At 61.5% G+C, this 23,761-nt stretch carries 12 protein-coding genes and 2 riboswitches; of the genes, 7 read left to right on the forward strand and 5 right to left on the reverse strand.

The features are described 5' to 3' along the window. Positions 1 to 6 precede the first annotated feature (6 nt). Positions 7 to 6,636 (forward strand): NEL-type E3 ubiquitin ligase domain-containing protein, encoded by a 6,630-nt coding sequence (locus F7R06_RS00460; protein ID WP_090322729.1) that lies wholly within the window; start codon positions 7 to 9, stop codon positions 6,634 to 6,636. A 68-nt stretch (positions 6,637 to 6,704) separates the two neighbouring features. On the opposite strand, the gene metH is transcribed toward F7R06_RS00460, so the two are convergent. Next, positions 6,705 to 10,415, reverse strand: coding sequence for a methionine synthase (metH, locus tag F7R06_RS00465; protein ID WP_090322726.1), 3,711 nt, complete (start codon positions 10,413 to 10,415; stop codon positions 6,705 to 6,707). A 155-nt stretch (positions 10,416 to 10,570) separates the two neighbouring features. On the opposite strand from metH, the gene F7R06_RS00470 reads away from it, so the two are divergent. Next, positions 10,571 to 12,868, forward strand: a complete 2,298-nt coding sequence (locus tag F7R06_RS00470) for a fatty acid cis/trans isomerase (protein WP_090322724.1) — start codon at positions 10,571 to 10,573, stop codon at positions 12,866 to 12,868. 294 nt (positions 12,869 to 13,162) lie between these two features. Continuing rightward, positions 13,163 to 13,747, forward strand: a complete 585-nt coding sequence (nfuA, locus tag F7R06_RS00480) for a Fe-S biogenesis protein NfuA (RefSeq protein WP_024781251.1) — start codon at positions 13,163 to 13,165, stop codon at positions 13,745 to 13,747. A 164-nt stretch (positions 13,748 to 13,911) separates the two neighbouring features. Here the strand turns inward: nfuA and cobM are convergent, their stop codons facing one another. The 4 genes from cobM to F7R06_RS00500 all read right to left on the reverse strand — a co-directional run bounded on the left by cobM (position 13,912) and on the right by F7R06_RS00500 (position 16,060). Further along, positions 13,912 to 14,658 carry a precorrin-4 C(11)-methyltransferase gene (cobM, locus tag F7R06_RS00485; protein WP_090322722.1) on the reverse strand — a complete coding sequence of 249 codons (747 nt, stop codon included), beginning with the start codon at positions 14,656 to 14,658 and terminating at the stop codon, positions 13,912 to 13,914. Between the two features lie 81 nt (positions 14,659 to 14,739). Beyond that, a complete protein-coding gene (locus F7R06_RS00490; protein ID WP_090322719.1) occupies positions 14,740 to 15,153 on the reverse strand; it encodes a cobalamin biosynthesis protein in 414 nt (137 codons plus the stop codon). Next, positions 15,150 to 15,854, reverse strand: coding sequence for a CbtA family protein (locus tag F7R06_RS00495; protein WP_090322716.1), 705 nt, complete (start codon positions 15,852 to 15,854; stop codon positions 15,150 to 15,152). The genes F7R06_RS00490 and F7R06_RS00495 overlap by 4 nt, the downstream gene beginning before the upstream one ends. A gap of 11 nt (positions 15,855 to 15,865) precedes the next feature. Then, complete coding sequence (locus F7R06_RS00500; protein ID WP_090322714.1) at positions 15,866 to 16,060, reverse strand: CbtB domain-containing protein; 195 nt, start codon at positions 16,058 to 16,060, stop codon at positions 15,866 to 15,868. A 119-nt stretch (positions 16,061 to 16,179) separates the two neighbouring features. Continuing rightward, a riboswitch (cobalamin riboswitch) is annotated at positions 16,180 to 16,405 on the reverse strand. A gap of 125 nt (positions 16,406 to 16,530) precedes the next feature. After that, a riboswitch (cobalamin riboswitch) is annotated at positions 16,531 to 16,742 on the forward strand. 99 nt (positions 16,743 to 16,841) lie between these two features. Here F7R06_RS00500 and cobW point away from each other — a divergent pair. The 4 genes from cobW to F7R06_RS00520 all read left to right on the forward strand — a co-directional run bounded on the left by cobW (position 16,842) and on the right by F7R06_RS00520 (position 23,566). Continuing rightward, positions 16,842 to 17,909, forward strand: a complete 1,068-nt coding sequence (gene cobW / locus F7R06_RS00505) for a cobalamin biosynthesis protein CobW (RefSeq protein ID WP_090322712.1) — start codon at positions 16,842 to 16,844, stop codon at positions 17,907 to 17,909. A 3-nt stretch (positions 17,910 to 17,912) separates the two neighbouring features. Further along, on the forward strand, positions 17,913 to 21,755 hold the full coding sequence (gene cobN, locus F7R06_RS00510) for a cobaltochelatase subunit CobN (RefSeq protein WP_090322708.1): 3,843 nt from the start codon (positions 17,913 to 17,915) through the stop codon (positions 21,753 to 21,755). A 147-nt stretch (positions 21,756 to 21,902) separates the two neighbouring features. After that, positions 21,903 to 22,901: a magnesium chelatase ATPase subunit I gene (locus F7R06_RS00515; protein WP_090322705.1), complete on the forward strand. Its 999-nt coding sequence runs from the start codon at positions 21,903 to 21,905 to the stop codon at positions 22,899 to 22,901. A 2-nt stretch (positions 22,902 to 22,903) separates the two neighbouring features. Beyond that, positions 22,904 to 23,566 (forward strand): vWA domain-containing protein, encoded by a 663-nt coding sequence (locus F7R06_RS00520; RefSeq protein WP_245706741.1) that lies wholly within the window; start codon positions 22,904 to 22,906, stop codon positions 23,564 to 23,566. The last annotated feature ends 195 nt before the right edge of the window (positions 23,567 to 23,761 follow it).

Below are 23,761 nucleotides of genomic sequence, written 5' to 3' on the forward strand. Positions count from 1 at the left end.
GACAGCATGCCCATCTCACCCTCTCGTTCATCACTGTCGAAATCGCTGCGGCCTGGGAAAAGCAGCATCCACAGCGAATTAATCAGTCAAATGACGCCCGGCTGGCTGATCGATGCCGTGCCGGCAAGAAGGACCGCAATAAAGGAGGCTGGCACGCAGCCACCCAATTGGTATCTGGGGGCCTCCCTCGAACAACAACGGGCGCTGGCAGAGAGCTATAAACGAAGTTTTGCCGCGCAGACCGTGCTGGACAAGGCGATGTCGACGTTACAAGACATCGACACCTTTGCCGAACCCCTACTGACCGAGGCGCTCAAGGATCGCTTCGGCGTAGAGGTCGACGTCCACAAGACGTTGTTGTGTCTGAGGCGACCTCTGGACATCGGCGTATTGGAGATCGAAATCTCTACCTTCGAGGTGTTGAAGCTTTCGTTGTTGCAGGCCGCGTTGCACAACTTCGAGGCATCCGAGTGTGAAGCGGGCGCTTTCCATGAGCAGTCAGGGTTCGTTGTCGAGACCGCCACCCCCGGCACATTCCAGGCTACCGCCCTTAGCCTGACGGTCAGCCAGTTTCTGTCGTTATGCCGCGATCTGGATATCGGCGCCCAATATCAAACCTATGTGAAAGCGTTTCTCCATCAGACGGATACGCAAGCCGAAAAATCCCTGCGTCGCAACTTCATCACCAGCCAGAAAGCGGCGTTGAGGGCTGCCGCTGAACAGGCCTTGTTGAAAAAGGACATCGAACCCGACGACTACACAATGATCCTCTCGGTCATCGACGGTGAGGTCCACCCTCGTCTGGGTGATAAACAGGTGTGGTTTCGCGACCTGATGTTGATGAAGCGCAGAATGACCGGCTGCGTCGTGTTCAGTATCAGCGAACAGTATCGCTATACCGACGAGTTCATCGTCTACATCCCCCACGATCCCGTGCAACCGCTCAGGCGTTGCAGTACCGCGCAATTGCGTGAGGCATTCAAGCAGCAGTTCACGGCCCGCGATGCGACGCGGCCGGCGAGTGAGCCTACGGACTACCAACGCTTTTTCAGCCAGTTCGTGGCCTACGCTGACCGTCCTTACTACTTCAGCCAGTTCACCCGCAAGGCAGCGGGGGCCGCGACCGACCCGTTGCACTCCATCTGGGTGAAGGTCGCGCGGGTGGTTCCGCCATTTTCCACCATCGCCGGCATCAAGGAGTTGCCTCCCGAGCAACCGTTTGATCGGGAACCGGTCGAGGATCCCTACCTCGATCCCGTTGGCACTACCCGGGAAGGGGTAGCGGGCATCTGGTCCGCTAACACCGACCTGTGGAGTTATCTCTACGAACAAAACCGCGCCAAAGTCATCGCCGATGCGCGCAGTCATGCGGTCCCCACGGCGGATGTCGATGCGAAGGCGCGGGCGGAAAAACTCAATCATCTGCTGCAGTTCGGCATGCTGGGCTTGAACATGGTGTCGATGTTCGTACCGGTGCTGGGCGAGGTCATGTTGACGGTGATGGCTGGGCAACTGCTGTACGAATCGTTCGAGGGCGTGATCGAGTGGAGCGAGGGCGATCGCGTTGCGGCCAAGGCGCATTTGATTGAGGTGGCGGAAAACCTGGCGCTGATTGGCGTGATGGCGGGCGCGGGCCAAGGTGTGGCCCGGCTGGGCGCCGTTAAACCAGAGCCTGTGATTGAGCATCTTGAACAAGTCCGGCGCCCCGACGGCAAGACCCGCTTATGGAAGCCCGACCTGAGTGCCTACGAATGCGACGTGGTGCTTGATCATGACGCCGGCCCGGACGCCCTTGGTCTGTATCGGCTGAACGGCCGGACCTTCATCCGTCAGGCGGGTAAAACCTACGAGACAACCTTTGAGCCGACGCTGAAACAATGGCGAATCAAGCATCCAGCCGATGCACAGGCCTGGCAGCCGATACTGGAACATAACGGGCACGGTGCCTGGCGCCATACGATGGAGCGCCCCCTCGATTGGGATCGCCTGACCCTGTTGCGGCGCATGGGTCACACCACCGAGGACCTGACCGACGAACAGTTGCTCAAGATCGCCGATGCCAGCGGTGTCGACGACAATGCCTTGCGCAAGATGCACCTGGATCATCTGCCTCCGCCGCCTGAGTGGACGGAGGCGCTTCGACTGTTCGTCGCCGATCCGGGAGCGCCCGGCACGGTGGCGGAACCGGTGGCGAAGTTGCAGCGAGCTTGCCCTGGACTCGGCGAGTCCGCAGCGAAACGCGTGCTCGCGGATGCCAGTGCCGAGGAGCTGGCTCGCTGGCAAACAACGGGACGAGCTCCCTTGAACATGCTGGAGCAAGCCCGTTGGTATGTACAACAGGGGCGTGTCAGTGCTGCCTTTGCCGGTCTGCACCTGGAGAGCATGGCATCGGCCGACACACAATGGCTGGCGCTGCACTCGCTGGAAAAGCTGCCGGGCTGGTCTGGGGAGGTGCGCCTGGAAATACGTGATGGCCACGTTGACGGGCCGCTCATCGATGGAATTGGTAGCCAGACGGCTGCGAGTCGCAAGTATCTGGTCAAGAAAGGGCCGGCCTACCAGGCGTTTGACGAACGAGGCGAAGAACTCAACGGAATACCCCGCGATGGCGACAGTTTTTATGCCTCTATCCTGCATGCGTTGCCGGATGAAGCCCGACAGGCGCTGGGCATGCCGCATGTGGGGCAGGGCGCTGATCTGCGCATGACCATCGTCCGCTACGCCACGGAGCATCGAGTTGAACTGGCCCGCCTGCTGGAGCAGCGCAGCGGCAGGAACCGGGCGTTCAAACCGCCGGTCCGAATCAATGAACGCCAGTTGGGGTATTACGCCAGCGGTCGCGGACAGGGCGTCAATCCTTCGCTGACGACGCGGGTGCAGGATGTTTATCCGGCACTGACGGATCAACAAGCCAACGGGTTCATCCTGGAGCAGTTACGGGCGGGGAAATCCGACGCGCAGATCTACAGCCTGCTGCAGGCGCGGGCACGTGAGTGGGAGCAGCTTCAGTCGACGCTCGATCAGTGGGTCGCAGTGGGGACTGAGCAATCCGCCCTGCATTCGATGCTGGGGGGCAAGGCTGCCGTCGCACGCAACATCAAGCAATGCTGGCGCAACTCGCCACTGGCCGCCCAGCACCCCGGTTTCAGTACCCTTGAACTGGTTTGCGATGATCCGCTTCCGCCCTTGTCGGCGGACTTTTCACACGTCACCGATCTGCATATCCGTGGGCAGTGGGTTACGGATGCTGTTGTAGAGGCGCTGTCAGGACGGTTCCCCCGGCTGAAAAACCTCAGGATCAATGCCACAGGAAACAGCTTCAGCAATGTACCCGAGTCTTTGGGCTCATTGCAGGAGCTCACGGGGTTGAGCCTGTATTCGACGGCTCCCTACGCGGCGGACATGCCGGCGAGGCTGAGTGCCTTGACCAGGCTTGAAGAGCTCAGTGTGTATTCAACCTGGGGCGTTCCGTTGGCCTTGGACGTCAGCCCGCTACGCCGCCTGCGCATGCTCGATGTGCTGGCGCCTAACATGGATCAGTGGCCTGCCGGTGTTCTTGAGCTGCCTCACCTTGAACGTCTGAATCTTCGAGGCACCGCCATCAGAACATTGCCCGACGGCCTCTTCGAGGGGCATGAACGGCTGTGGTCCGGCCTGTCCCTGGACTGGTCGAATTTCTCTCGCGAAAACTTAGCGCCCGCTTATGAGTACGTCAAGAACCATCCACAGCACCTGATCGATCTGGACGAGATGGTCCGGGGCTATTGCAGGACTGAATTGAGGCGTCTGGGCGATGGTCTCGGCAGGTCATCCGAAGATATGTTCAGCCAGTTTCTCAATCAATGGCCGCACGCGCAGGCGAGATTCGAGGCGATCGAGGCCATGAGCGAGCAATACCAGGTGCTTGACCGGCAACTCAACGATTGGACCCTGCGTTCGATGGAGGCGGGCCTGGACGTCCATGAGGTGGTCGAGCGAACGATGGCAACGGTCTCAATCAGAGCCTGCTGGCGTAACGGCGCATTCAATCGCTATGGCGCCGCCGCCGAGGCTTCGGTGCTGGATCTGTCGAATCTGGAACTGAGCGGGTTTCCCGAACTGCCGGAGGGGGCATTCCCGCAGGTCCAGACGATGTACCTGAATGGCGCCCAAGCCACTGCCGAAAAGGTGCGTGGCTTTGTGCGCGTGTTCAGCGAGCTGCAAAGACTCGACCTGCGTGGCAGCGGATTGACCGACGTGCCGGTTGCGCCAGGCGATCTGGCGAAGTTGACCCGACTGGATCTTTCCGGCAACCGGATCGTCGTCACCCCTGCGGTGCAACAGGGATTCGAGGGTATGCCCTCGCTTCAATACCTGGACATGAGCGACAACCCGCTGCATACGCTGGATGTCAGCGCCATGGGTCAGCTCAAGGCGGTGAATCTGCGGGCGACGGATCTAAAGGAGTGGCCGACCGGTGCGCAAGATCTGCCGCACCTGACATGGCTGGATTTACGCGACAGCAAGATCGCCTCGCTGCCGGAAGCGGTGCTGCAAGGTGATAGCGTGCTCAAAATCAACCTCGATGGCGCACCGCTGAATCAGCAAGCGAAGGCCGCGCTCAAAGCCGCCCGAGCGCGACTGGAGATTGCCAAAGGCCTGCCCGCAGGTGCTTTGGAAAGGTTCGCCCGGGAGGCGATACCCACGACGTTCCCTCCCGCCGAGAGCGGCTTCTCGATAGCAGGCGACCTGTTGCCGCTGCCCGAAATGCCGGCGGCAGACGTTGTGCCTAATGCCCGGCGCCTGCAACGGCTGCGACCGAGCCTCGCGGAGGCTGAAGCCACCCAAGTGATCGAGCGGATGCGCGCGAACGGTGCCAGCGACGTGCAGATTCGACAGCGCATCGATCATTGGGAGCAGGCACATGCCGCGTTGACGCGTCGGTTGAATGATTGGCTGTACACCCGGGAGTCCCGTGGCCCGAGTTGGGTGATTTCCTCTCGCAGCCGCAGGTTGGGTGCCTTGCGCATTCTCGAATGCTGGGGCGAGGGCCTGATAGCCAGTGACGGCGGTGCCACCTCTGTTCTGAGTCTCAATGGCCTGCAATTGGGCGATCTCCCTGAGCTACCGGTGGACTTGCCCCATGTGGCCAGTTTGATCCTGACCGGGACGAGGCTTTCCGCCCAAGGCTCCAACGGCTTCCTCAAGGCTTTTACCCGGCTGGAAACCCTGGAACTCAACGGTAATGACCTGGACGTGGTGCCCGAGCCGGTCCAGTCCATGGTCACGCTCGAACGCCTGACGGCGTCCGCCAACCGGTTGCGTGACACCGAGTCGCTGTTTTCCTCATTGAGCCATCTGGAACGCTTGCGCTGGCTGGACCTGAGCTACAACGAACTGGATACCTTCGATGTCTCGTATTTTTCGCAACTTGAGGCCCTTGACCTGCGCAACAACAATTTGACCGAGTGGCCCGACGGCGTGCTGGACGCCGATCACCTCGGGATCCTGAACCTCAGTGGCAACGACATCACGTCGATTCCTGAGCAGGCGCTGGATGGCAGCCATGAAACGCTGATCGCCGGCACCGATCTGAGCGATAACTACAACCTGTTGCCGGAAAGTCTCGATCGACTCAGAAGTTACCGCGAGGCTGGCGTCCATGACACGGTGTTGGGCATTTCCCGTTCGGACCTGGACGAAATGATCGATGATGCTGCCGGTCAAGGCGAGGAGTCGGGTGAAAGCGTCGAGCCGGATGAGGAACTGCCGGATGAACAGCCCGACGCTGAACAAAGCAAGCCCTGGTTGTCCAGCGCCGCCCCCGAGGATCTGGCCGGCAAAACGCGGATCTGGAATCAGCTCGCGGCCGAGCCGGATAATGCGGCGTTCTTTCATTTGCTATCAAGATTGCAGGACACGCGGGAATTCCAGGTGGCGAACGCTGACTTGACCCGTCGGGTGTGGACTGTCCTTGAAGCCGCCGCGAGTAATGCCGAGCTCAGAGAAGTTCTGTTCGCCAGTTCCAATACCCATGGCACCTGTGTCGACGGTCGAATCCTCACCTTCAGTGCGCTGGAAAGCACGATGTTCACCCACAACGCCTTGCTCGACATTCCTGTCGGGCGTGCGGGGGCGAAAGGTCGGGCGCTGTTGAACCTGTCCAGGCAACTGTTCCGGCTGGACAAGGTCGATGACCTGGCGAGCAAGGCCGCTGTCCATGCCGGCCAGGACCAGGCAGAGGTGCGCCTGGGTTATCGAATCGGATTGACGCGGGGATGGAGCGACGGACTGGACTTGCCCGGGCAGCCGAGACACATGACCTACGCCTCAGGCGTATCGCCTCAACAACTGGCGGATGCTCGCACTACGGTCATGAATGCCGAGCGATCCGATGCGTTCTACGAAGACCTTATCCAGCGCGATTACTGGCTGAGCTACTTGCGCGAGACATACCCTGAGGAGGTGAGGAAAATCGACGAGGCGGCTACGGCGCCAGAGGAGGGTAAGGCGGTTGATGATGAGGCGCTGATAAGCCAGCTGTTCGACCTGGCTGCTACCCGCAATGCCAAGCTGATCGAGCTGTCTCGAAAAGAAGTCGAAGCGATTGAGCATTCGTCGGTCGCCGAGCCAAAACCGGGACCTTCCAACAGTTAGGTGATTGTGCCGATAAAGCCTCGCGGTGCCGTTTCTTCCGGCACCGCGAGGCTTTTTTCATGGGCGCTTCAGTCGTCGTAGCCGAGGTTCGGAGCCAGCCAGCGTTCAGTCACACTCAGCTCCTGACCTTTACGCGACGTGTAGCTCTGCACCTGGTCCTTGTCGATCTTGCCCACGGCAAAATACTGCGCTTGCGGGTGGGCGAAGTACCAGCCGCTGACCGCCGCTGCCGGGAACATCGCGTAGTGCTCGGTGAGGAATACACCGCTGCGGCCGGCCTGCATTTCGCGGGCTTCTGGGTCGAGCAGGGCAAACAGCGTGGCTTTCTCGGTATGGTCCGGGCAGGCCGGGTAACCCGGGGCGGGGCGGATACCGGTGTACTGCTCCTTGATCAGCGCCTCGTTGTCGAGGTTTTCGTCCTTGGCGTAACCCCAGTGCTCTTTGCGCACCTGCTGGTGCAGCCACTCGGCACAGGCCTCGGCCAAACGGTCGGCCAGGGCTTTGACCATGATCGAGTTGTAGTCGTCGCCTGCGTCCTGATACGCCTTGGCCACTTCTTCGGCACCGATACCGGCGGTGGTGATGAAGCCACCCACGTAGTCAGTGATTTCGCTGTCTTTCGGCGCGACGAAGTCGGCCAGGGAGAAGTTCGGCTTGCCGTCGGTCTTGATGATCTGCTGACGCAGGTGATGCAGCTTGGCCAAGGGTTTGCCGTCATCGCCGTAGACTTCGATGTCATCGTCGCGCACCTGGTTGGCCGGCCAGAAACCGAACACCGCACGGGCGCTGATCAGTTTCTCGTCGATCAGTTTGGCGAGCATTTCCTGGGCGTCGGCGTACAGCGCGGTGGCGGCTTCACCGACCACTTCGTCCTGGAGAATGCGCGGGAACTTGCCGGCCAGGTCCCAGGAAATGAAGAACGGCGTCCAGTCGATGTACTCGGCCAGCACTTTCAGGTCGATGTTATCCAGCACCCGGGTGCCGGTGAACGTTGGTTTGACCGGCTCGTAGGTGCTCCAGTCGAACTGCGGTTTTTTCGCAATCGCTGCGGCGTAGCTCAGGCGTTCGGTGCGGGCGCTGCGGTTGGCGGTACGCTCGCGGACCTCGATGTATTCCTCGCGGGTTTTCTCGACGAAACCGGCCTTCAGTTCCTTGGACAGCAACTGCGTGGCCACGCCGACGGCACGGGAGGCGTCGGTCACATACACCACCGCGTCGTTGCTGTACTTGGGCTCGATCTTCACCGCCGTGTGCGCTTTGGAGGTGGTTGCGCCACCGATCATCAATGGCAGATGGAAGTCCTGGCGCTGCATCTCGCGTGCAACGTGAACCATCTCATCCAGCGACGGGGTGATCAGGCCGGACAGGCCGATGATGTCGCACTTTTCGTCCTTGGCGACCTGGAGGATTTTTTCCGCCGGAACCATCACGCCCAGGTCAACGATGTCGTAGCCGTTGCACCCCAGCACCACGCCCACGATGTTCTTGCCGATGTCGTGCACGTCGCCTTTCACCGTGGCCATCAGGATCTTGCCCTTGGCTTCCGGTTTGTCGCCCTTTTCCAGCTCGATGAACGGGATCAAGTGGGCCACGGCCTGTTTCATCACGCGGGCGGATTTCACCACCTGCGGCAGGAACATCTTGCCGGCGCCGAACAGGTCGCCAACGATGTTCATGCCGGCCATCAGCGGGCCTTCGATCACTTCGATCGGGCGGGCGAAGGACTGACGGGACTCCTCGGTGTCTTCAACGATATGGGTGGTGATGCCCTTGACCAGCGCATGTTCCAGGCGCTTGTTGACGTCCCAGTTGCGCCACTCTTCGGTCTCGGCTTCCTTGACGCTGCCGTCGCCCTTGTACTTGTCGGCGATGGCGAGGAGGGCGTCGGTGCCTTCCGGGGTACGGTTGAGGATCACGTCTTCCACCGCATCGCGCAGCTCCACCGGGATCTGGTCGTAGATCTCCAGCTGACCGGCGTTGACGATACCCATGGTCAGGCCGGCGCGGATCGCGTACAGCAGGAACACCGAGTGAATCGCCTCGCGCACCGGGTTGTTGCCACGGAACGAGAACGACACGTTGGACACGCCGCCCGAGGTCAGCGCATACGGCAGCTCGTCGCGGATGTAGGCACAGGCGTTGATGAAGTCCACAGCGTAGTTGTTGTGTTCTTCGATACCGGTGGCCACGGCGAAGATGTTCGGGTCAAAGATAATGTCTTCCGGCGGGAACCCGACTTCGTTGACCAGAATGTCATAGGAGCGTTTGCAGATTTCTTTCTTGCGCGCTTCGGTGTCGGCCTGGCCGGCTTCGTCGAAGGCCATCACCACCACCGCGGCGCCATAGCGCTTGCACAGTTTGGCGTGGTGTATGAACTGCTCGACACCTTCCTTCATGCTGATGGAGTTGACGATGCCCTTGCCCTGGATGCACTTGAGGCCGGCTTCGATCACTTCCCACTTGGAGGAGTCGATCATGATCGGTACGCGGGAGATGTCCGGTTCGCCGGCAATCAGATTGAGGAAGGTCACCATGGCCTTCTTCGAATCCAGCATCCCTTCGTCCATGTTGATGTCGATCACCTGGGCGCCGGCCTCGACCTGCTGCAGGGCGACTTCCAGGGCTTCGGTGTAGTTGTCTTCACGGATCAGGCGGGCGAACTTGGCCGAACCGGTGATGTTGGTGCGCTCGCCGACGTTGACGAACAGCGAGTTGCGATCGATGGTGAACGGCTCCAGGCCCGACAGGCGGCAAGCCTTGGCGATCTCCGGAATCTCGCGCGGCTTATAACCGGCCACGGCTTTGGCGATGGCTTCGATGTGGCCTGGCGTGGTGCCGCAGCAGCCGCCTACGATGTTGAGGAAGCCGCTTTGGGCAAACTCTTCAATGACCTTGGCCGTTTGCGCAGGCAGTTCGTCGTACTCGCCGAATTCGTTGGGCAGGCCGGCGTTCGGGTGCGCCGAGACGTGGGTGTTGGCTTTGTTCGACAGTTCTTCCAGGTACGGGCGCAGCTCGCTGGCACCCAAGGCGCAGTTCAGGCCGACCGAGATCGGCTTGGCATGGGCCACGGAGTTCCAGAACGCTTCGGTGGTCTGGCCGGACAGGGTTCGGCCGGAGGCGTCGGTAATGGTGCCGGAGATCATGATCGGCAATTCGATGCCCAGTTCTTCGAACACACCTTGCACGGCAAAGATCGCGGCCTTGGCGTTGAGGGTGTCGAATATGGTTTCGATCAGGATCAGGTCGGCGCCGCCTTCGATCAGGCCTTTGGTGGACTCGGTGTAGTTCTCCACCAGCTCATCGAAAGTCACGTTGCGGTAGCCAGGGTTGTTCACGTCCGGCGACAGCGAGCAGGTACGGCTGGTCGGGCCGAGCACGCCGGCGACGAAACGCGGCTTGTCCGGGGTTTCCAGGGTCTTGGCGTCGGCCACCTTGCGGGCCAGCCGTGCACCTTCTACGTTTAACTCGTACGCCAGGCCCTGCATGCCGTAATCGGCCAGAGAAATCTGAGTGGCGTTGAAGGTGTTGGTTTCCAGAATGTCGGCGCCGGCATCCAGATAGGCTTTTTCGATACCGGCAATCACATCCGGGCGCGTCAGGACCAAGAGGTCATTGTTGCCTTTGACGTCGCTCGGCCAGTCGGCGAAGCGTTTGCCGCGGTAATCCTGCTCCTCAAGCTTGTAGCTCTGGATCATCGTGCCCATGCCGCCATCGAGAATCAGAATGCGCTCTTTGAGGGCGTGCTTGAGAGCTTGAAGGCGAACGCTGCGATCGGACATTTGGACTACTCGGTAAGGCCATGACGAAGGCCCGGGATAATAGCAAACCTGTGCGCTTTTGGAGCATATCCGGATTTAACGTGAATATCGCTCATGTTGACAGGGCGGCCGGCCCGGTAGAATCGCGGCGTTTTTTAACGATCGGGACCAGGGACATGTCGTATCGCGTCGTCATCAGCATTGCGTTGCTGTTTATAAGCTGGGGCGCCGTAGCGCAAAGTCCCGCTGTTTCTACGGGCATTTCCTACACTCGCGACATTCAACCGATCTTCACTGAAAAGTGCGTGGCCTGCCACGCCTGCTATGACTCTCCCTGCCAGCTCAACCTGGCCAGCGGCGAGGGCGCCGCTCGCGGTGCGAACAAATCCCTGGTCTATGACGGTAATCGCAGTCAGGCCGCCGCCCCGACCCGGTTGTTTTATGACGCCTTCGGCAAACGTGCCTGGCAGCAAAAGGGCTTCTATTCGGTACTTGACGCCCAGGGCAGTCAGGCCGCGCTGATGGCGCGGATGCTCGAATTGGGCCATCAGGCGCCCATGCAGCCCTATGCCAGGTTGCCCGACGACATTGTCCTTGGGCTGAACCGGGAAAACATGTGTGCCATGCCGGCGGAGTTCGATGGCTATGCCGGCTCCCACCCGAAACAGGGCATGCCGCTGGCCGTTACCGGCCTGACCGATCAGCAATATCAGACCTTGCAACGCTGGCTCGCCTCCGGCGCGCCCATCGATGAGCAAGGCCTGGAGCCCAGCGCGAATGAGGCCATACAGGTGGTGCAGTGGGAGAACCTGCTCAATGCGCCGGGTGCACGGCAAAGCCTGGTGGGGCGCTGGTTGTTCGAGCACTGGTTTCTTGCGCACCTCTATTTCAAGGACGGCGAACCCGGGCATTTCTTCCAGTGGGTGCGTTCACGCACGCCAAGCGGCCAGCCTATCGACCTGATCAATACCCGCCGACCGAATGACGATCCCGGCAGTCAGTTCTATTACCGCCTGTGGCCGGTGCAGGGCGTGATCGTGCACAAGACCCACATCACCTATCCGCTGAGTGCGGCGAAGATGGCGCGCATAAAGAGCCTGTTCTACAACGGCAACTGGCAGGTCAACGCGCTACCGGGCTACGGGCCGGAACGCCGGGCCAATCCGTTTACCACGTTCGAAGCCATCCCGGCTCAGGCGCGTTATCAGTTCATGCTCGATAACGCCGAGTATTTCGTACGCACCTTTATTCGCGGTCCGGTCTGCCGGGGCCAGATTGCCACGGATGTGATTCGCGATAATTTCTGGGCATTGTTCCAGGCTCCGGAACACGACCTCTACATCACCGACCCTAACTACCGCGGCCAGGCGACGCCTTTGTTGGCAATGCCGGGGCAGAACGACGACGTGGGCAGCGTCCTGAGCCTTTGGCACGACTACCGCGACAAGCGCAACGAGTACGAAGCCCTGCGCCGGGAAAGCTACGCCGAACTGCCGCCGCCGAGTTGGTCGAGCCTGTGGGCCGGTAATGACAACGCGTTGTTGAGCATCTTTCGCCATTTCGACAGTGCTTCGGTGACCAAGGGCCTGATCGGTGACGTGCCGCAAACCATCTGGCTGTTCGACTTCCCGTTGCTGGAGCGCACGTACTATCAGTTGGCGGTGAATTTCGACGTGTTCGGCAACGTCTCGCATCAAGCCCAGACGCGCCTGTATTTCGACCTGATTCGCAATGGCGCCGAGCAGAACTTCCTGCGCCTGATGCCGGCCAATTCACGCGACCGTTACCTGGATGACTGGTACCAGAGCAGTGGCAAATTCAAGATGTGGCTGGATTACGAATCGATCGACGACGACACGCCGACGGCGCTGAAACTCGATCTAGATGACCCCAAGCGCGATTTCGCCATGCAGTTGCTGGCGCGCTATGGTGAGCTCAACGCCAATCCGGACCCGATCAATCGCTGTGACGGTGCCTACTGCTCGCGACCCAACATCGACCCGGACCTGCAAGGCGCCGAACAGGCCTTGAGTCGCCTGGCTTCACGCCCGGCGGCCGGACTCAAGGTCATCGACCAATTGCCCGAAGCGACCATGTTGCGCGTCGAGGCCGCGAGCGGCCAGCGTGTGGTCTACAGCCTGCTGCGCAACCGCGCGCACAGCAACGTGGCGTTCCTGCTGGGCGAGTCGCTGCGCTATCAGCCGGGGCTCGACACGCTCACCATTTATCCGGGGGTCATGAGCAGCTACCCGAACTTCATGTTCAACATTCCCGCCGAGCAAGTCCCGGCCTTTGTCGACGCCATGGAAAACGCCAGGGACGCCGACAGCTTCGAGAAGATTGTCGAGCGCTGGGGTGTAAGGCGCAGTCACCCGCAGTTCTGGGAGTACTTCCATGACCTGAGCCGCTACATCCACGAAACCGATCCGGTGGAAGAGGGCGTGCTGGACATGAACCGCTACGAGAACCTTTGATCGACCTTTGACACGATGGGCCGATGCCGGACGCTATAGACGCCGTGTCGAAATCCTTTCCCGAGCGCAACAGACTGTACCTATGTGATGTTCGCGGCTTGTGCCGCCATCATCGGGCCAGGATCATGGCTAAGCTACGAATGGGTGGAAAAATGCAGCTATCGGTGGCTTAAAGTATGGATTGACGGCGAACCGGAGAGCGAGGCAGCTTCGGTTCTTTCCCGACAAAAATACTAGGACTTTGTCCGGCGCGATGATTGGCGTAAACTGCGCCCAAGCCTGCGAGGAGTTACCATGACCGCTATAACCATCACCGACGCCGCCCATGATTATCTGGCTGATCTGCTCTCCAAGCAGAACACCCCGGGCATCGGCATCCGCATCTTTATCACCCAGCCTGGCACCCAGTACGCCGAAACCTGCATTGCCTACTGCAAGCCGGGCGAAGAAAAACCTGAAGACACCGCTCTGGGGCTGAAAAGCTTCACCGCTTACATCGATTCGTTCAGCGAAGCTTTCCTGGACGATGCGGTCGTCGACTACGCCACCGACCGCATGGGCGGCCAGCTGACCATCAAGGCGCCAAACGCCAAAGTCCCGATGGTCAACGCCGACAGCCCGATCAACGAGCGCATCAACTATTACCTGCAAACCGAGATCAACCCGGGGCTGGCCAGCCACGGAGGTCAGGTCAGCCTGATCGATGTGGTTGAAGACGGCATCGCCGTTCTCCAGTTCGGCGGCGGTTGCCAGGGCTGCGGCCAGGCGGACGTTACCCTGAAGGAAGGCATCGAGCGCACGTTGCTTGAGCGTATCCCCGAGCTCAAGGGTGTTCGTGACGTGACTGACCACACGCAGAAAGAAAACGCCTACTACTAAGGCGTTCGCTGCGAAAAAAACGGCGCTGTGGCGAGGGAGCTTGCTCCCGTTTGATGGCGTAGCCATCACAATACAGCCGATGCATTTTTCCGTGATGAATGCCTTGGCTGATGTTGGGACCGCTTCGCGGTCCAGCGGGAGCAAGCTCCCTCGCCACAAGTGCTTTAGGGGCGGTACAAATGCGCATGCCCGGCGCGATACAGCGACGACTCGCTGAAATGGTCACTGCCCAGCACCCGTCCCACCAGAATCAATGCCGTGCGCCGAAACCCTTTGGCCTGAACCTTCCCGGCAATGTCCTCAAGCGTTCCCACCACCCAGTCCTGATCCGGCCAGGTCGCCCGGTGAATCACCGCGATCGGACAGTCAGCGCCGTAATGTGGCAGTAATTCGGCCAGGATTTTTTCCAGATGATTGACCCCCAGATGAATCGCCATGGTTGCCCCATGTTGCGCCAGGCTGCCCAGTTCTTCGCCGGCCGGCATCACCGTTTTGTCGGCATAGCGGGTCAGGATTACGCTTTGTGAGACATCGGGCAGGGTCAGTTCCGCCCCCAAAAGCGCCGCGCAGGCCGCCGTAGCGGTGACCCCGGGAATGATTTCAAAGGCAATGCCAAGTTCGCGCAGGTAGCGAATCTGCTCACCGATCGCGCCGTAGAGGCTCGGGTCGCCGGAATGCACGCGCGCCACGTCTTGACCCTTGGCGTCGGCGGCCTTGATCAGGTCGATGATCTGTTCCAGGTGCAGTTCGGCGCTGTTGACCACCTGTTCGGCACAATGCCCTTGCAATACAGCGGCGGGCACCAGCGAGCCGGCATAGATGATCACCGGGCAGCTGCGAATCAGTCGCTGGCCTTTGACGGTGATCAGCTCGGGGTCGCCTGGACCTGCGCCAATGAAGTAGACGGTCATCGTCGATTCCTGTGGGAAAAGGGTCTGGGCAGGGTGCCAGATGAAGATTGCTCATGATTGAACGCGCGGATTATCGGGATTTTACGTCGAGCTGGCCAATGCCAGGGTGGCCTGGGCATATTTTTGTCGGGTAATCAGCAACTTGGCCGGCGTCTGGGTCAACTGTTCGGCCAGGGCCAGGGCGGCACTTTCCGCTACACCGTAGCAGCCGGTACGCTCGAAGGCGATCTGCGAATGATGACTGAGTTGTGGCTCATAGCCGGTCAACTGGGCGCTGCTGAAATACGTCAATGGCAATGAGAGTTGCTCGGCCAGTTCGACAAGGGCTGGTTCGTCGCGCTTCAAATCAATACTCGCCAGGGCCTTGATCTGATGCAGTCCGATCTGATGCGCTTGCAACGCTTGATCAAGCAGCGCCCGCAAAATACTGACGGGGCAGCCTCGTTGGCAGCCCAGGCCGACCACCAGGGTCGGCGCTGTGCCGGTATCGGTCATGCGTGGTATTGGTCATCGAGCTTGCGGCGGAACAGCCAGGCGCTGATCAGGCCCAGGGCCAGCCAGAATGCGACGTTGGTCAACTGCGAAGCAATTTTGAATTGGGTTTCCAGTGTTTGCGGTGCCAGCATCGAGTGCACTTCCGGCTGCGGCGCGCCAATCACGTGGGGGACGGCAATGATGGCTGTACCCAGGACTTTCATCAGCCAGTGGCGGCTGAACACGATCAATGCGATGCCGACCGCGGTTGAGGCGGCAGTGCCAATCCACCAGGTTTGCCGTTGCGCCAGATCGGCAGCGGCGGTGCCTGGCAGTTCAGGCGGCAGGCCGAGGGTCGGCGCGAGCACGAAGGTCGCGTAACCGGCCAGGCCCCAGAGCAGCCCCTGTGAGGTTTTGGTCGGCGCGCGCAAGGTGTACAGGCCGGCGAGCATCAGGGCGAAACCGACAGCCACCACCAGATTGCCGCCGGTGGTCGACAACACGCGTTGCCAGCCGTTTTCCGGCTCCCAGGCTTCGGCATCGTGGGTGTGAGCGGCGACGCCAGCGGCGTGTTCATGCATTTCGACCGACGCAGGTTCCGCTTTTTCGTAGGTTTCGGCCTGCAAAATCAGCGGAGCGACCCAGAAACTTTGCAGCAGAGTCAGCAGCAGGGCGGCCAGCAACCCCGTGAACCCTGCGGTTTGCGCGATACGCTTGATCATGTCGGCAGGTCTCAATGGCACGGGAAGGCGGCGCTGTGACGGGTATCGTGAGCGGCGTTGTGAATCGCCTCGATGTGCGAGAAACCGGCGAAATACACAAGGCACGCGCCGAGGATCGACGCACAAACGGCGGCGGTCAGGCGTTGAGTCAGGGTTGTGGTGCTGCTCGTGGTGGTGCTGTGGCCGGTGGTGCTGATGATCGACATGGCGCTTCCCTCAGTTCTGTCAGCGGGGAATGAGAGCGCATGCAAATCCCTGCACGAGCGAGCGCGCAGAGGTTCGAACAGCGCCCGCCCACCGCGGGTTGTCATTCAGTGATTGTAAGGTTCACTTTGTGTTACGGGCCGGTCTCCGGGCTCACGAGGGGTGCTGGCTATCGCCTGAACCTGCAAGCATCACCTTCCCATGCCGCACGGGCACAGTGGATCTGACGCTTCGCTCGCTTACCGTTGCGGGGGCAGCACCGGACTGACATGGCTTAAGAGTAAAGCACATGATTCACCGGTTTCCCGTTTCACCCTGTGAAGGGCACCCGTAACAAGGCGTGTAGGAGAGCATGGGCAAGGGTGGGGCGTCAATTGGCAAGCGTTCTCAACTCGGGGCGGAGTTGCTCGCGATGACGGCGTTGAAGCGCTGTAGAACTCAGCATGAACATTGACCCGCCCCAATACGATGCGTAGCCTTGCGCTTTCGAGGTTCTTCGGCGTTTGTCGAAGCTAAGAAGGGAACGCGGTCGAAGCCGCGGCTGCCCCCGCAACTGTGAACGGTGATGTTCGCTGCCACGCCACTGCACGCTCAAGTCCTGAGCCCGCGGGAAGGCGCAGCCAACGCCAGTCAAGCGACTGGCACACCGTCAGCCAGGAGACCTGCCTCGATACAGTTTCTCACTACAACCGGGCGGGGTGATCCGGTGGCGAACGCTTCCGGCGCGCACAGGCGTTGCCGGTACTCGTCCCGTATGCCCGCCACCTTGCCAAAGGGCATTCGATGAAAACACTGGCCAAACTCCCCGTCACCATCGTTACCGGCTTCCTCGGCTCGGGCAAAACCACCTTGCTGCGGCACATGCTCGACAACGCTCAAGGGCGCCGCATTGCGGTGATCGTCAACGAGTTCGGCGAACTGGGCATCGACGGTGAAATCCTCAAACAGTGCTCCATCGGTTGCACCGAAGAAGAAGCCAATGGCCGGGTCTACGAACTGGCCAACGGCTGCCTGTGCTGCACCGTTCAGGAAGAGTTCTTTCCGGTGATGCGCGAACTGGTCGCCCGTCGCGGCGATCTTGACCATATCCTCATCGAAACCTCGGGCCTGGCCCTGCCAAAGCCGCTGGTCCAGGCTTTTCAGTGGCCGGAAATCCGCAGCGCCTGCACCGTCGACGCAGTGATCACCGTGGTCGACAGCCCGGCCGTGGCCGCCGGCACTTTCGCCGCGTTCCCGGATCAGGTGGATGCACAGCGCAAACTCGACCCGAACCTGGATCACGAATCGCCGCTGCACGAGCTGTTCGCCGACCAGTTGTCCAGCGCTGATCTGGTGATCCTCAACAAGGCTGACCTGATCAGCCCGGAAGACCTGGCCCGCGTCCGCCTGGAAGTCGCCGAAGAGTTGCCGCCAGCGGTCAAGGTCATCGAAGCCAGCAGCGGTCGCCTGCCACTGGACGTGCTGATCGGCCTGGGCGCCGGCTCCGAAGAGCACATCGACAGCCGCCACAGCCATCACGATCATCACCACGATGATGACGATCATGACGACCACGATCACGACGCTTTCGACTCCATCTCCATCGAGCTGCCGGCCTCTGACGAAAGCCTGCTGATGGACGCACTGACGCAACTGGTGGTCGAGCACAGCATCCTACGGGTCAAGGGTTTCGCGGCGATCCCGAACAAACCGATGCGCCTGCTGATCCAGGGCGTGGGCACTCGTTTCGACAAGCACTTCGACCGTCAGTGGAGCACTGAAGAAACGCGCACCACGCGTCTGGTGTTGATTGGCCAGGCCCTGGACGCCGCATTGCTCGAAACGCAATTGCGTGCCGCGCTCAGCGTGTAAACCATGCACCTGCTCAGGACCCAGCCCGGCGGTTTCGTGTCGGATGACAACATTGCCGACCTTGGGCAAACCCCCGCCGAACTGGTGATCCTGTGCAGCGGTGACTCCAGTCTGGCGCTGCTCGCCGAAGCGGCGCAGCAGTTGCCCGACGATTACCCGACCGTGCGCCTGGCCAACCCGATGCAGGTGCAGAACCATGCCTCGGTCGATCTGTACGTCGACGAAGTGCTGCGCCACGCCAAGGTCATTCTGATTTCGCTGCACGGCGGCATCGCCTATTGGCGTTATGGCGTCGAGCGGTTGGTGGAGCTTTCCCGGCGTGGGGTGCAGCTGATTCTGGTGCCGGGCGATGACCGTCCCGATCCGGAACTCAGCGACCTCAGCACAGTGACCGTACAGGACCGCGAGCGGCTCTGGCACTTCCTGCGCCAGGGAGGCATGGGCAATGCGCTGGACCTGTTTCGCTGCCTGGCCAATCGCTGGCTGGGTCGTGACTACGCCTGGTCCGAGCCGCAAGTCCTGCCACGCACCGCGATCTACCACCCGCACAAAAGTCCCGCGCAACTGAGCGATTGGCAAGCCGAATGGCGGGCCGACCAACCCGTGGCGGCGGTGCTGTTCTACCGCTCGCACTTGCAGGCGGCGAACACCGCTTTCATCGATGTTTTCTGTCAGCGTTTACAGGCAGCGGGGTTGAACCCGTTGCCCATCGCCCTGGCCAGTTTGAAGGAGCCCGGCTGCCTGTCGGTGGTCGAGGACTGGCTGGACGAGGTCGGCGCCTCGGTAATTCTCAACACCACCGGTTTCGCCCAGTCGAGTCCTGAAGCTCCGCATTTGCGTCCGTTTCGCCGCAACATCCCGGTGATTCAGGCAATTTGCGCCCAGGATAACGAACCGGGATGGCGCGCCAGTGAACAAGGGCTCGGCCCGCGTGATCTGGCAATGCATATCGCCCTGCCGGAACTGGACGGGCGGATCATCAGCCGACCGATCAGCTTCAAGGATCTGGCCTGGCGCAGTGAGCGCAGTCAGTCCGATGTAGTCTGCTACCGCGCGCAACCGGAGCGCATGGACTTTGTCGCCGAACTGGCGCGGCGCTGGATCGATCTGGCGCGGCTGCCGAATACCGAAAAACGCATTGCGCTGATCCTCGCCAACTACCCGACCCGCGATGGACGTATCGGCAATGGTGTCGGCCTTGATACGCCGGCGGCGGCACTGAATATCCTGCGCACACTGTATGCCGAAGGTTATCCGTTGCCGGCACAGTTGCCCGACAGCGGCACCGCGTTGATCCAGCAACTGCTCGGCGGCGTCAGCAACGATCTCGATACCCTCGACCAGCGTCCTTGCCAGCAGAGCCTGGCCATGGACGATTACCTGCAAATGTTCAACGCGCTGCCCGCAGCCAACCGCCAAGCGGTGCTGCAACGCTGGGGCGCGCCCGAGAGCGATCCGATGTGTCGCGGCGGACGGATGATGATTGCCGGGGTGCGTTTCGGCCTGACCTTCGTCGGCATTCAACCGGCGCGGGGCTATCAGGTGGACCCGAGCGCGGTGTATCACGACCCGGACCTGGTGCCGCCCCACGGCTACCTGGCGTTTTACTTCTGGCTGCGCAACACCTACGGCGCCCACGGCGTTATTCACGTCGGCAAGCATGGCAACCTCGAATGGCTGCCGGGCAAGGGTGTCGGGCTCTCCGAACACTGCTGGCCGGACGCGCTGCTCGGACCATTGCCGAATATTTATCCGTTCATCGTCAACGATCCGGGTGAGGGCGCCCAGGCCAAGCGGCGTACCCAGGCGGTGATCATCGATCACTTGATGCCACCCCTGACCCGCGCTGAAACCTACGGCCCGTTGCGCCATCTCGAGCTGTTGGCGGATGAGTACTACGAAGCGCAACTGCTCGATCCGCGGCGTGCCCGCGAGTTGCAGCGCGACATCCTGCAACTGGTGCGCGACACGCACATCGACCGCGAACTGCAACTGGACGAACAACTCGACAGCGACGCCGACGCGGCGATCTGGTTGCCACGTCTGGATACCTACCTATGTGATTTGAAAGAGTCGCAAATCCGCGATGGCCTGCACGTGTTCGGCGAGTCACCGTCCGGGCGCCTGCGCATTGACACCTTGCTCGCACTGCTGCGCATTCCTCGGGGCGATGGGCGTGGTGCGCAGTCAAGCCTGCCAAGGGCGTTGGCGAAAGCCTTTGAAATGGGCTTCGATCCGCTCGATTGTGTGCTGGCCGAGCCGTGGAGCGGGCCGCGTCCAGTCGAACTGCAAACCGTCACCGACGAAGTCTGGCGCACAGCCGGCGACACCCGCGAACGCTTGGAACTGTTCGCCACACAACTGATTTCGCAGGCGCTGAATGTCTCCTGTAGGAGCGAGCCTGCTCGCGATGGTTTATCAGCCACATTGATGCCAACTGACACACCATCGCGAGCAAGTTCGCGCCTACAGGAGGCCGGCTGGACCGAGGTGCAGGCCATCCTCGATAACCTGCGCGAGGTGGTCGCACCACGACTGGACGCCTGTGGCCCCGCCGAAATGCGCGGCCTGCTCGATGCCCTGAGCGGGCGCTTCGTTCCGGCCGGCCCCAGCGGCGCACCGAGTCGCGGGCGCCTGGATGTGCTGCCCACCGGGCGCAACTTCTACTCGGTGGACGTGCGCAACCTGCCGACCACCACCGCATGGCGCATCGGTTTCCAGTCCGCCAATCTGATCCTTGAGCGTCACCTGCAAGACCATGGTGATCACTTGCGTCAGCTCGGCCTGTCGGTATGGGGTACCGCGACCATGCGCACCGGCGGCGACGACATCGCCCAGGCCATGGCGCTGATGGGCGTGCGTCCGGTGTGGGCGACGGGCAGCCAGCGGGTCGACGATTTTGAAATCCTGCCGCTGAGTTTGCTCGACCGCCCGCGGGTCGACGTGACGTTGCGTGTCTCGGGTTTCTTCCGCGATGCCTTTGCCAATCTGATCCGCCTGTTCGACGCCGCCGTGCAGGCGGTTGCCGCACTGGACGAGCCGGACGACCTCAACCCCCTGGCGGCCAAGGTGCGCGCCGAGCGTGAAGCGTTGTTGCAATCGGGGCTGGACGAAGACGCGGCCAGACGCCAGGCCGGTTGGCGCATCTTCGGTGCCAAGCCTGGCGCGTATGGCGCGGGTGTGCAGGGCGCCATCGACGGTCGCCTGTGGCAGAGCCGCGAGGATCTGGCCGAGGTGTATCTGAACTGGGGCGGCTATGCCTACGGTGGCTCCGACGAAGGCACCGCCGCCCGCGAGCAGTTCGCCCAGCGCCTGAGCCAGGTGCAAGCGGTGCTGCAAAACCAGGACAACCGCGAACACGATTTGCTCGACTCCAATGACTATTACCAGTTCCAGGGCGGCATGCTGGCCGCCGTGGAAAATCTCAGTGGTGCAACGGCGGCCAGTTATCACGGCGACCATAGCCAGCCGGACCTGCCGAAAATCCGCACGCTCAAGGAAGAACTGAACCGGGTCATCCGCTCCCGGGCGGCCAATCCGAAGTGGATCGACGGCGTCAAACGTCACGGCTACAAAGGCGCGTTCGAAATGGCCGCGACGGTCGACAACCTGTTCGCCTTCGATGCCACCACGCAATTGATCGACGATCACCAATACGCGCTGCTGGCGGATGCCTATTTGCTTGACGCCAACACCCGTGACTTCGTTCGCGAGCACAATCCCCATGCCTTGCGCGACATGACCGAACGCATGCTCGAAGCGCAACAGCGGGGGATGTGGAAAGAGCCGGGCGCGTATCGCGAGGCACTGGAGAATCTGTTGCTGGATATAGAAGAAGACAGTTGAAACACCGCCGACCCTGTAGGAGCGAGCTTGCTCGCGATGCAGCGTCAGTCGCCTCAATAGCCACTGACACAGCGCTTTCGCGAGAAGGCTCATTCCCACAGGGGTCAAGGTGTTTGTGAAATCACCGACCATGACCGAGATTGAACAATGACCGACACCCCCCATTTCCCGCTCTCCGCCGTGGTCGGCGCCGACGATTTGAAACTCGCGCTGTGCCTGACCGCCATCGACCCGAAGATCGGCGGTGTGTTGATCGAAGGCCCGCGCGGCATGGCCAAGTCGACCCTGGCCCGTGGCCTGGCGGACCTGCTGGCCAGCGGTCAGTTTGTCACCTTGCCGTTGGGCGCCACCGAAGAACGCCTGGTGGGCACACTCGATCTCGACGCTGCATTGAGCGAAGGTCGCGCGCAATTTTCCCCGGGCGTGCTGGCCAAGGCCGACGGCGGCGTGCTCTACGTCGATGAGGTCAATCTGCTGCCCGACCACCTCGTCGATCTGCTGCTCGACGTGGCGGCCAGTGGCACCAATCTGGTCGAGCGCGACGGCATTTCCCACCGGCATTCGGCGAAGTTCGTACTGATCGGCACCATGAACCCGGAGGAGGGTGAGCTGCGCCCGCAACTGCTCGATCGTTTTGGCTTGAACGTCGCCCTCGGTGGCCACACCGCGCCGGCCGAGCGCGGGCAGATCATCCGGCGGCGCCTGGACTTCGACAGCGATCCGCACGGCTTCTGCGCCGAGTGGGAGAGCCGCCAGCAGGCGTTGCGCGAGCGTTGCCAGCAGGCACGCAGCACATTGACCAGCATTGCCCTGGACGATGACGCCCTGGCGCAGATTACCGAGCGTTGTTTTGCCGCCGGGGTCGACGGTTTGCGCGCCGACCTGGTCTGGTTGCGGGCGGCGCGGGCCCATGCCGCCTGGCGTGGGGTGGGTGCCATCGCCGTCGAAGATATCGATGCGGTCGCCGAATTTGCATTGCGCCATCGTCGTCGTGAGCCAACGCCACCGGCCTCACAACAGCAGCAGTCCCACGCCAGTCAACAGCCAAACCCGGACTCAGGCCAGGGACAGTGGGGCGAAATGCCTGCCCAGGCGCTGCCGGTCGGTGCTCGTCGTGAAGTGCCGAGCTGGCCAAAAAAGCCCTAGGCATTCGCCCTCGCTCTGACGCGGGGGCGAATGCCAGACCCCGCGCCGGACGCCTCGACCACGGCAAGCAGGGCAAACGTCATGCCGCGCGCGACGGTTCGATCAACTGGCCCGGCACATTGCTGAACGGTCGGCCACGTCAGCACGACGACTTGTTGTTCCATCTGCGTACCCGTTCAGCCCATGAGCTGTGGCTGGTGATCGTCGATGCGTCGGCGTCGACGCGACGCCATCAGGCCTTGAGTGATGCCAAAGGCTTGCTGGCACAGCTGTTCGACGATGCTTACCGCCAACGCGCGCGGCTGGCCCTGCTGACCGCCAGCGGATCGCTGCCGAAATGGCAGGTGCAAGGGTTGAAGGCGTCCAGCGGATTGCGTCACTGGCTCGATGGGCTTGGTGCCGGCGGTGGCACGCCGTTGCTGGCGGCGTTGAGTGAAGCGGGGCGCTGGCTGGGAGCGCGGCACAAGCGCTTCCCTGCGGAGCAGCAACGGTTGCTGATAGTGACCGATGGCCGCTTGAAGGACTGGCCGACGTTGCCCGCGCTCGATTGTCCGGGGCTGGTCATCGACATCGAGCGCGGGCCGATTCGCCTCGGGCGCAGCCGGGTCCTGGCGGCGCAGCTTCAGGCTGAGTATCGGCATATCGATGGGTTGCTTCCCGGCTGAGAGGTGCGGTGTGCGGGCTTGCGTCATCGTCGGAACGTCGACCGGAGCAAGGTCGCTCCCACAATGGTCCGGGTGTAGCAAAGACTCGATTGACAGCGGATGCCCCATGCTCGCGACGTAGCCCCCGGACATCCCGCTTTCCTGATTTCTACAGATTTTGAAATGATTTTCGGCTGTAGGAATTATCCCGATCAC

This window comes from Pseudomonas moorei (assembly GCF_008801475.1).
Taxonomy (GTDB): Bacteria; Pseudomonadota; Gammaproteobacteria; order Pseudomonadales; family Pseudomonadaceae; genus Aquipseudomonas; species Aquipseudomonas moorei.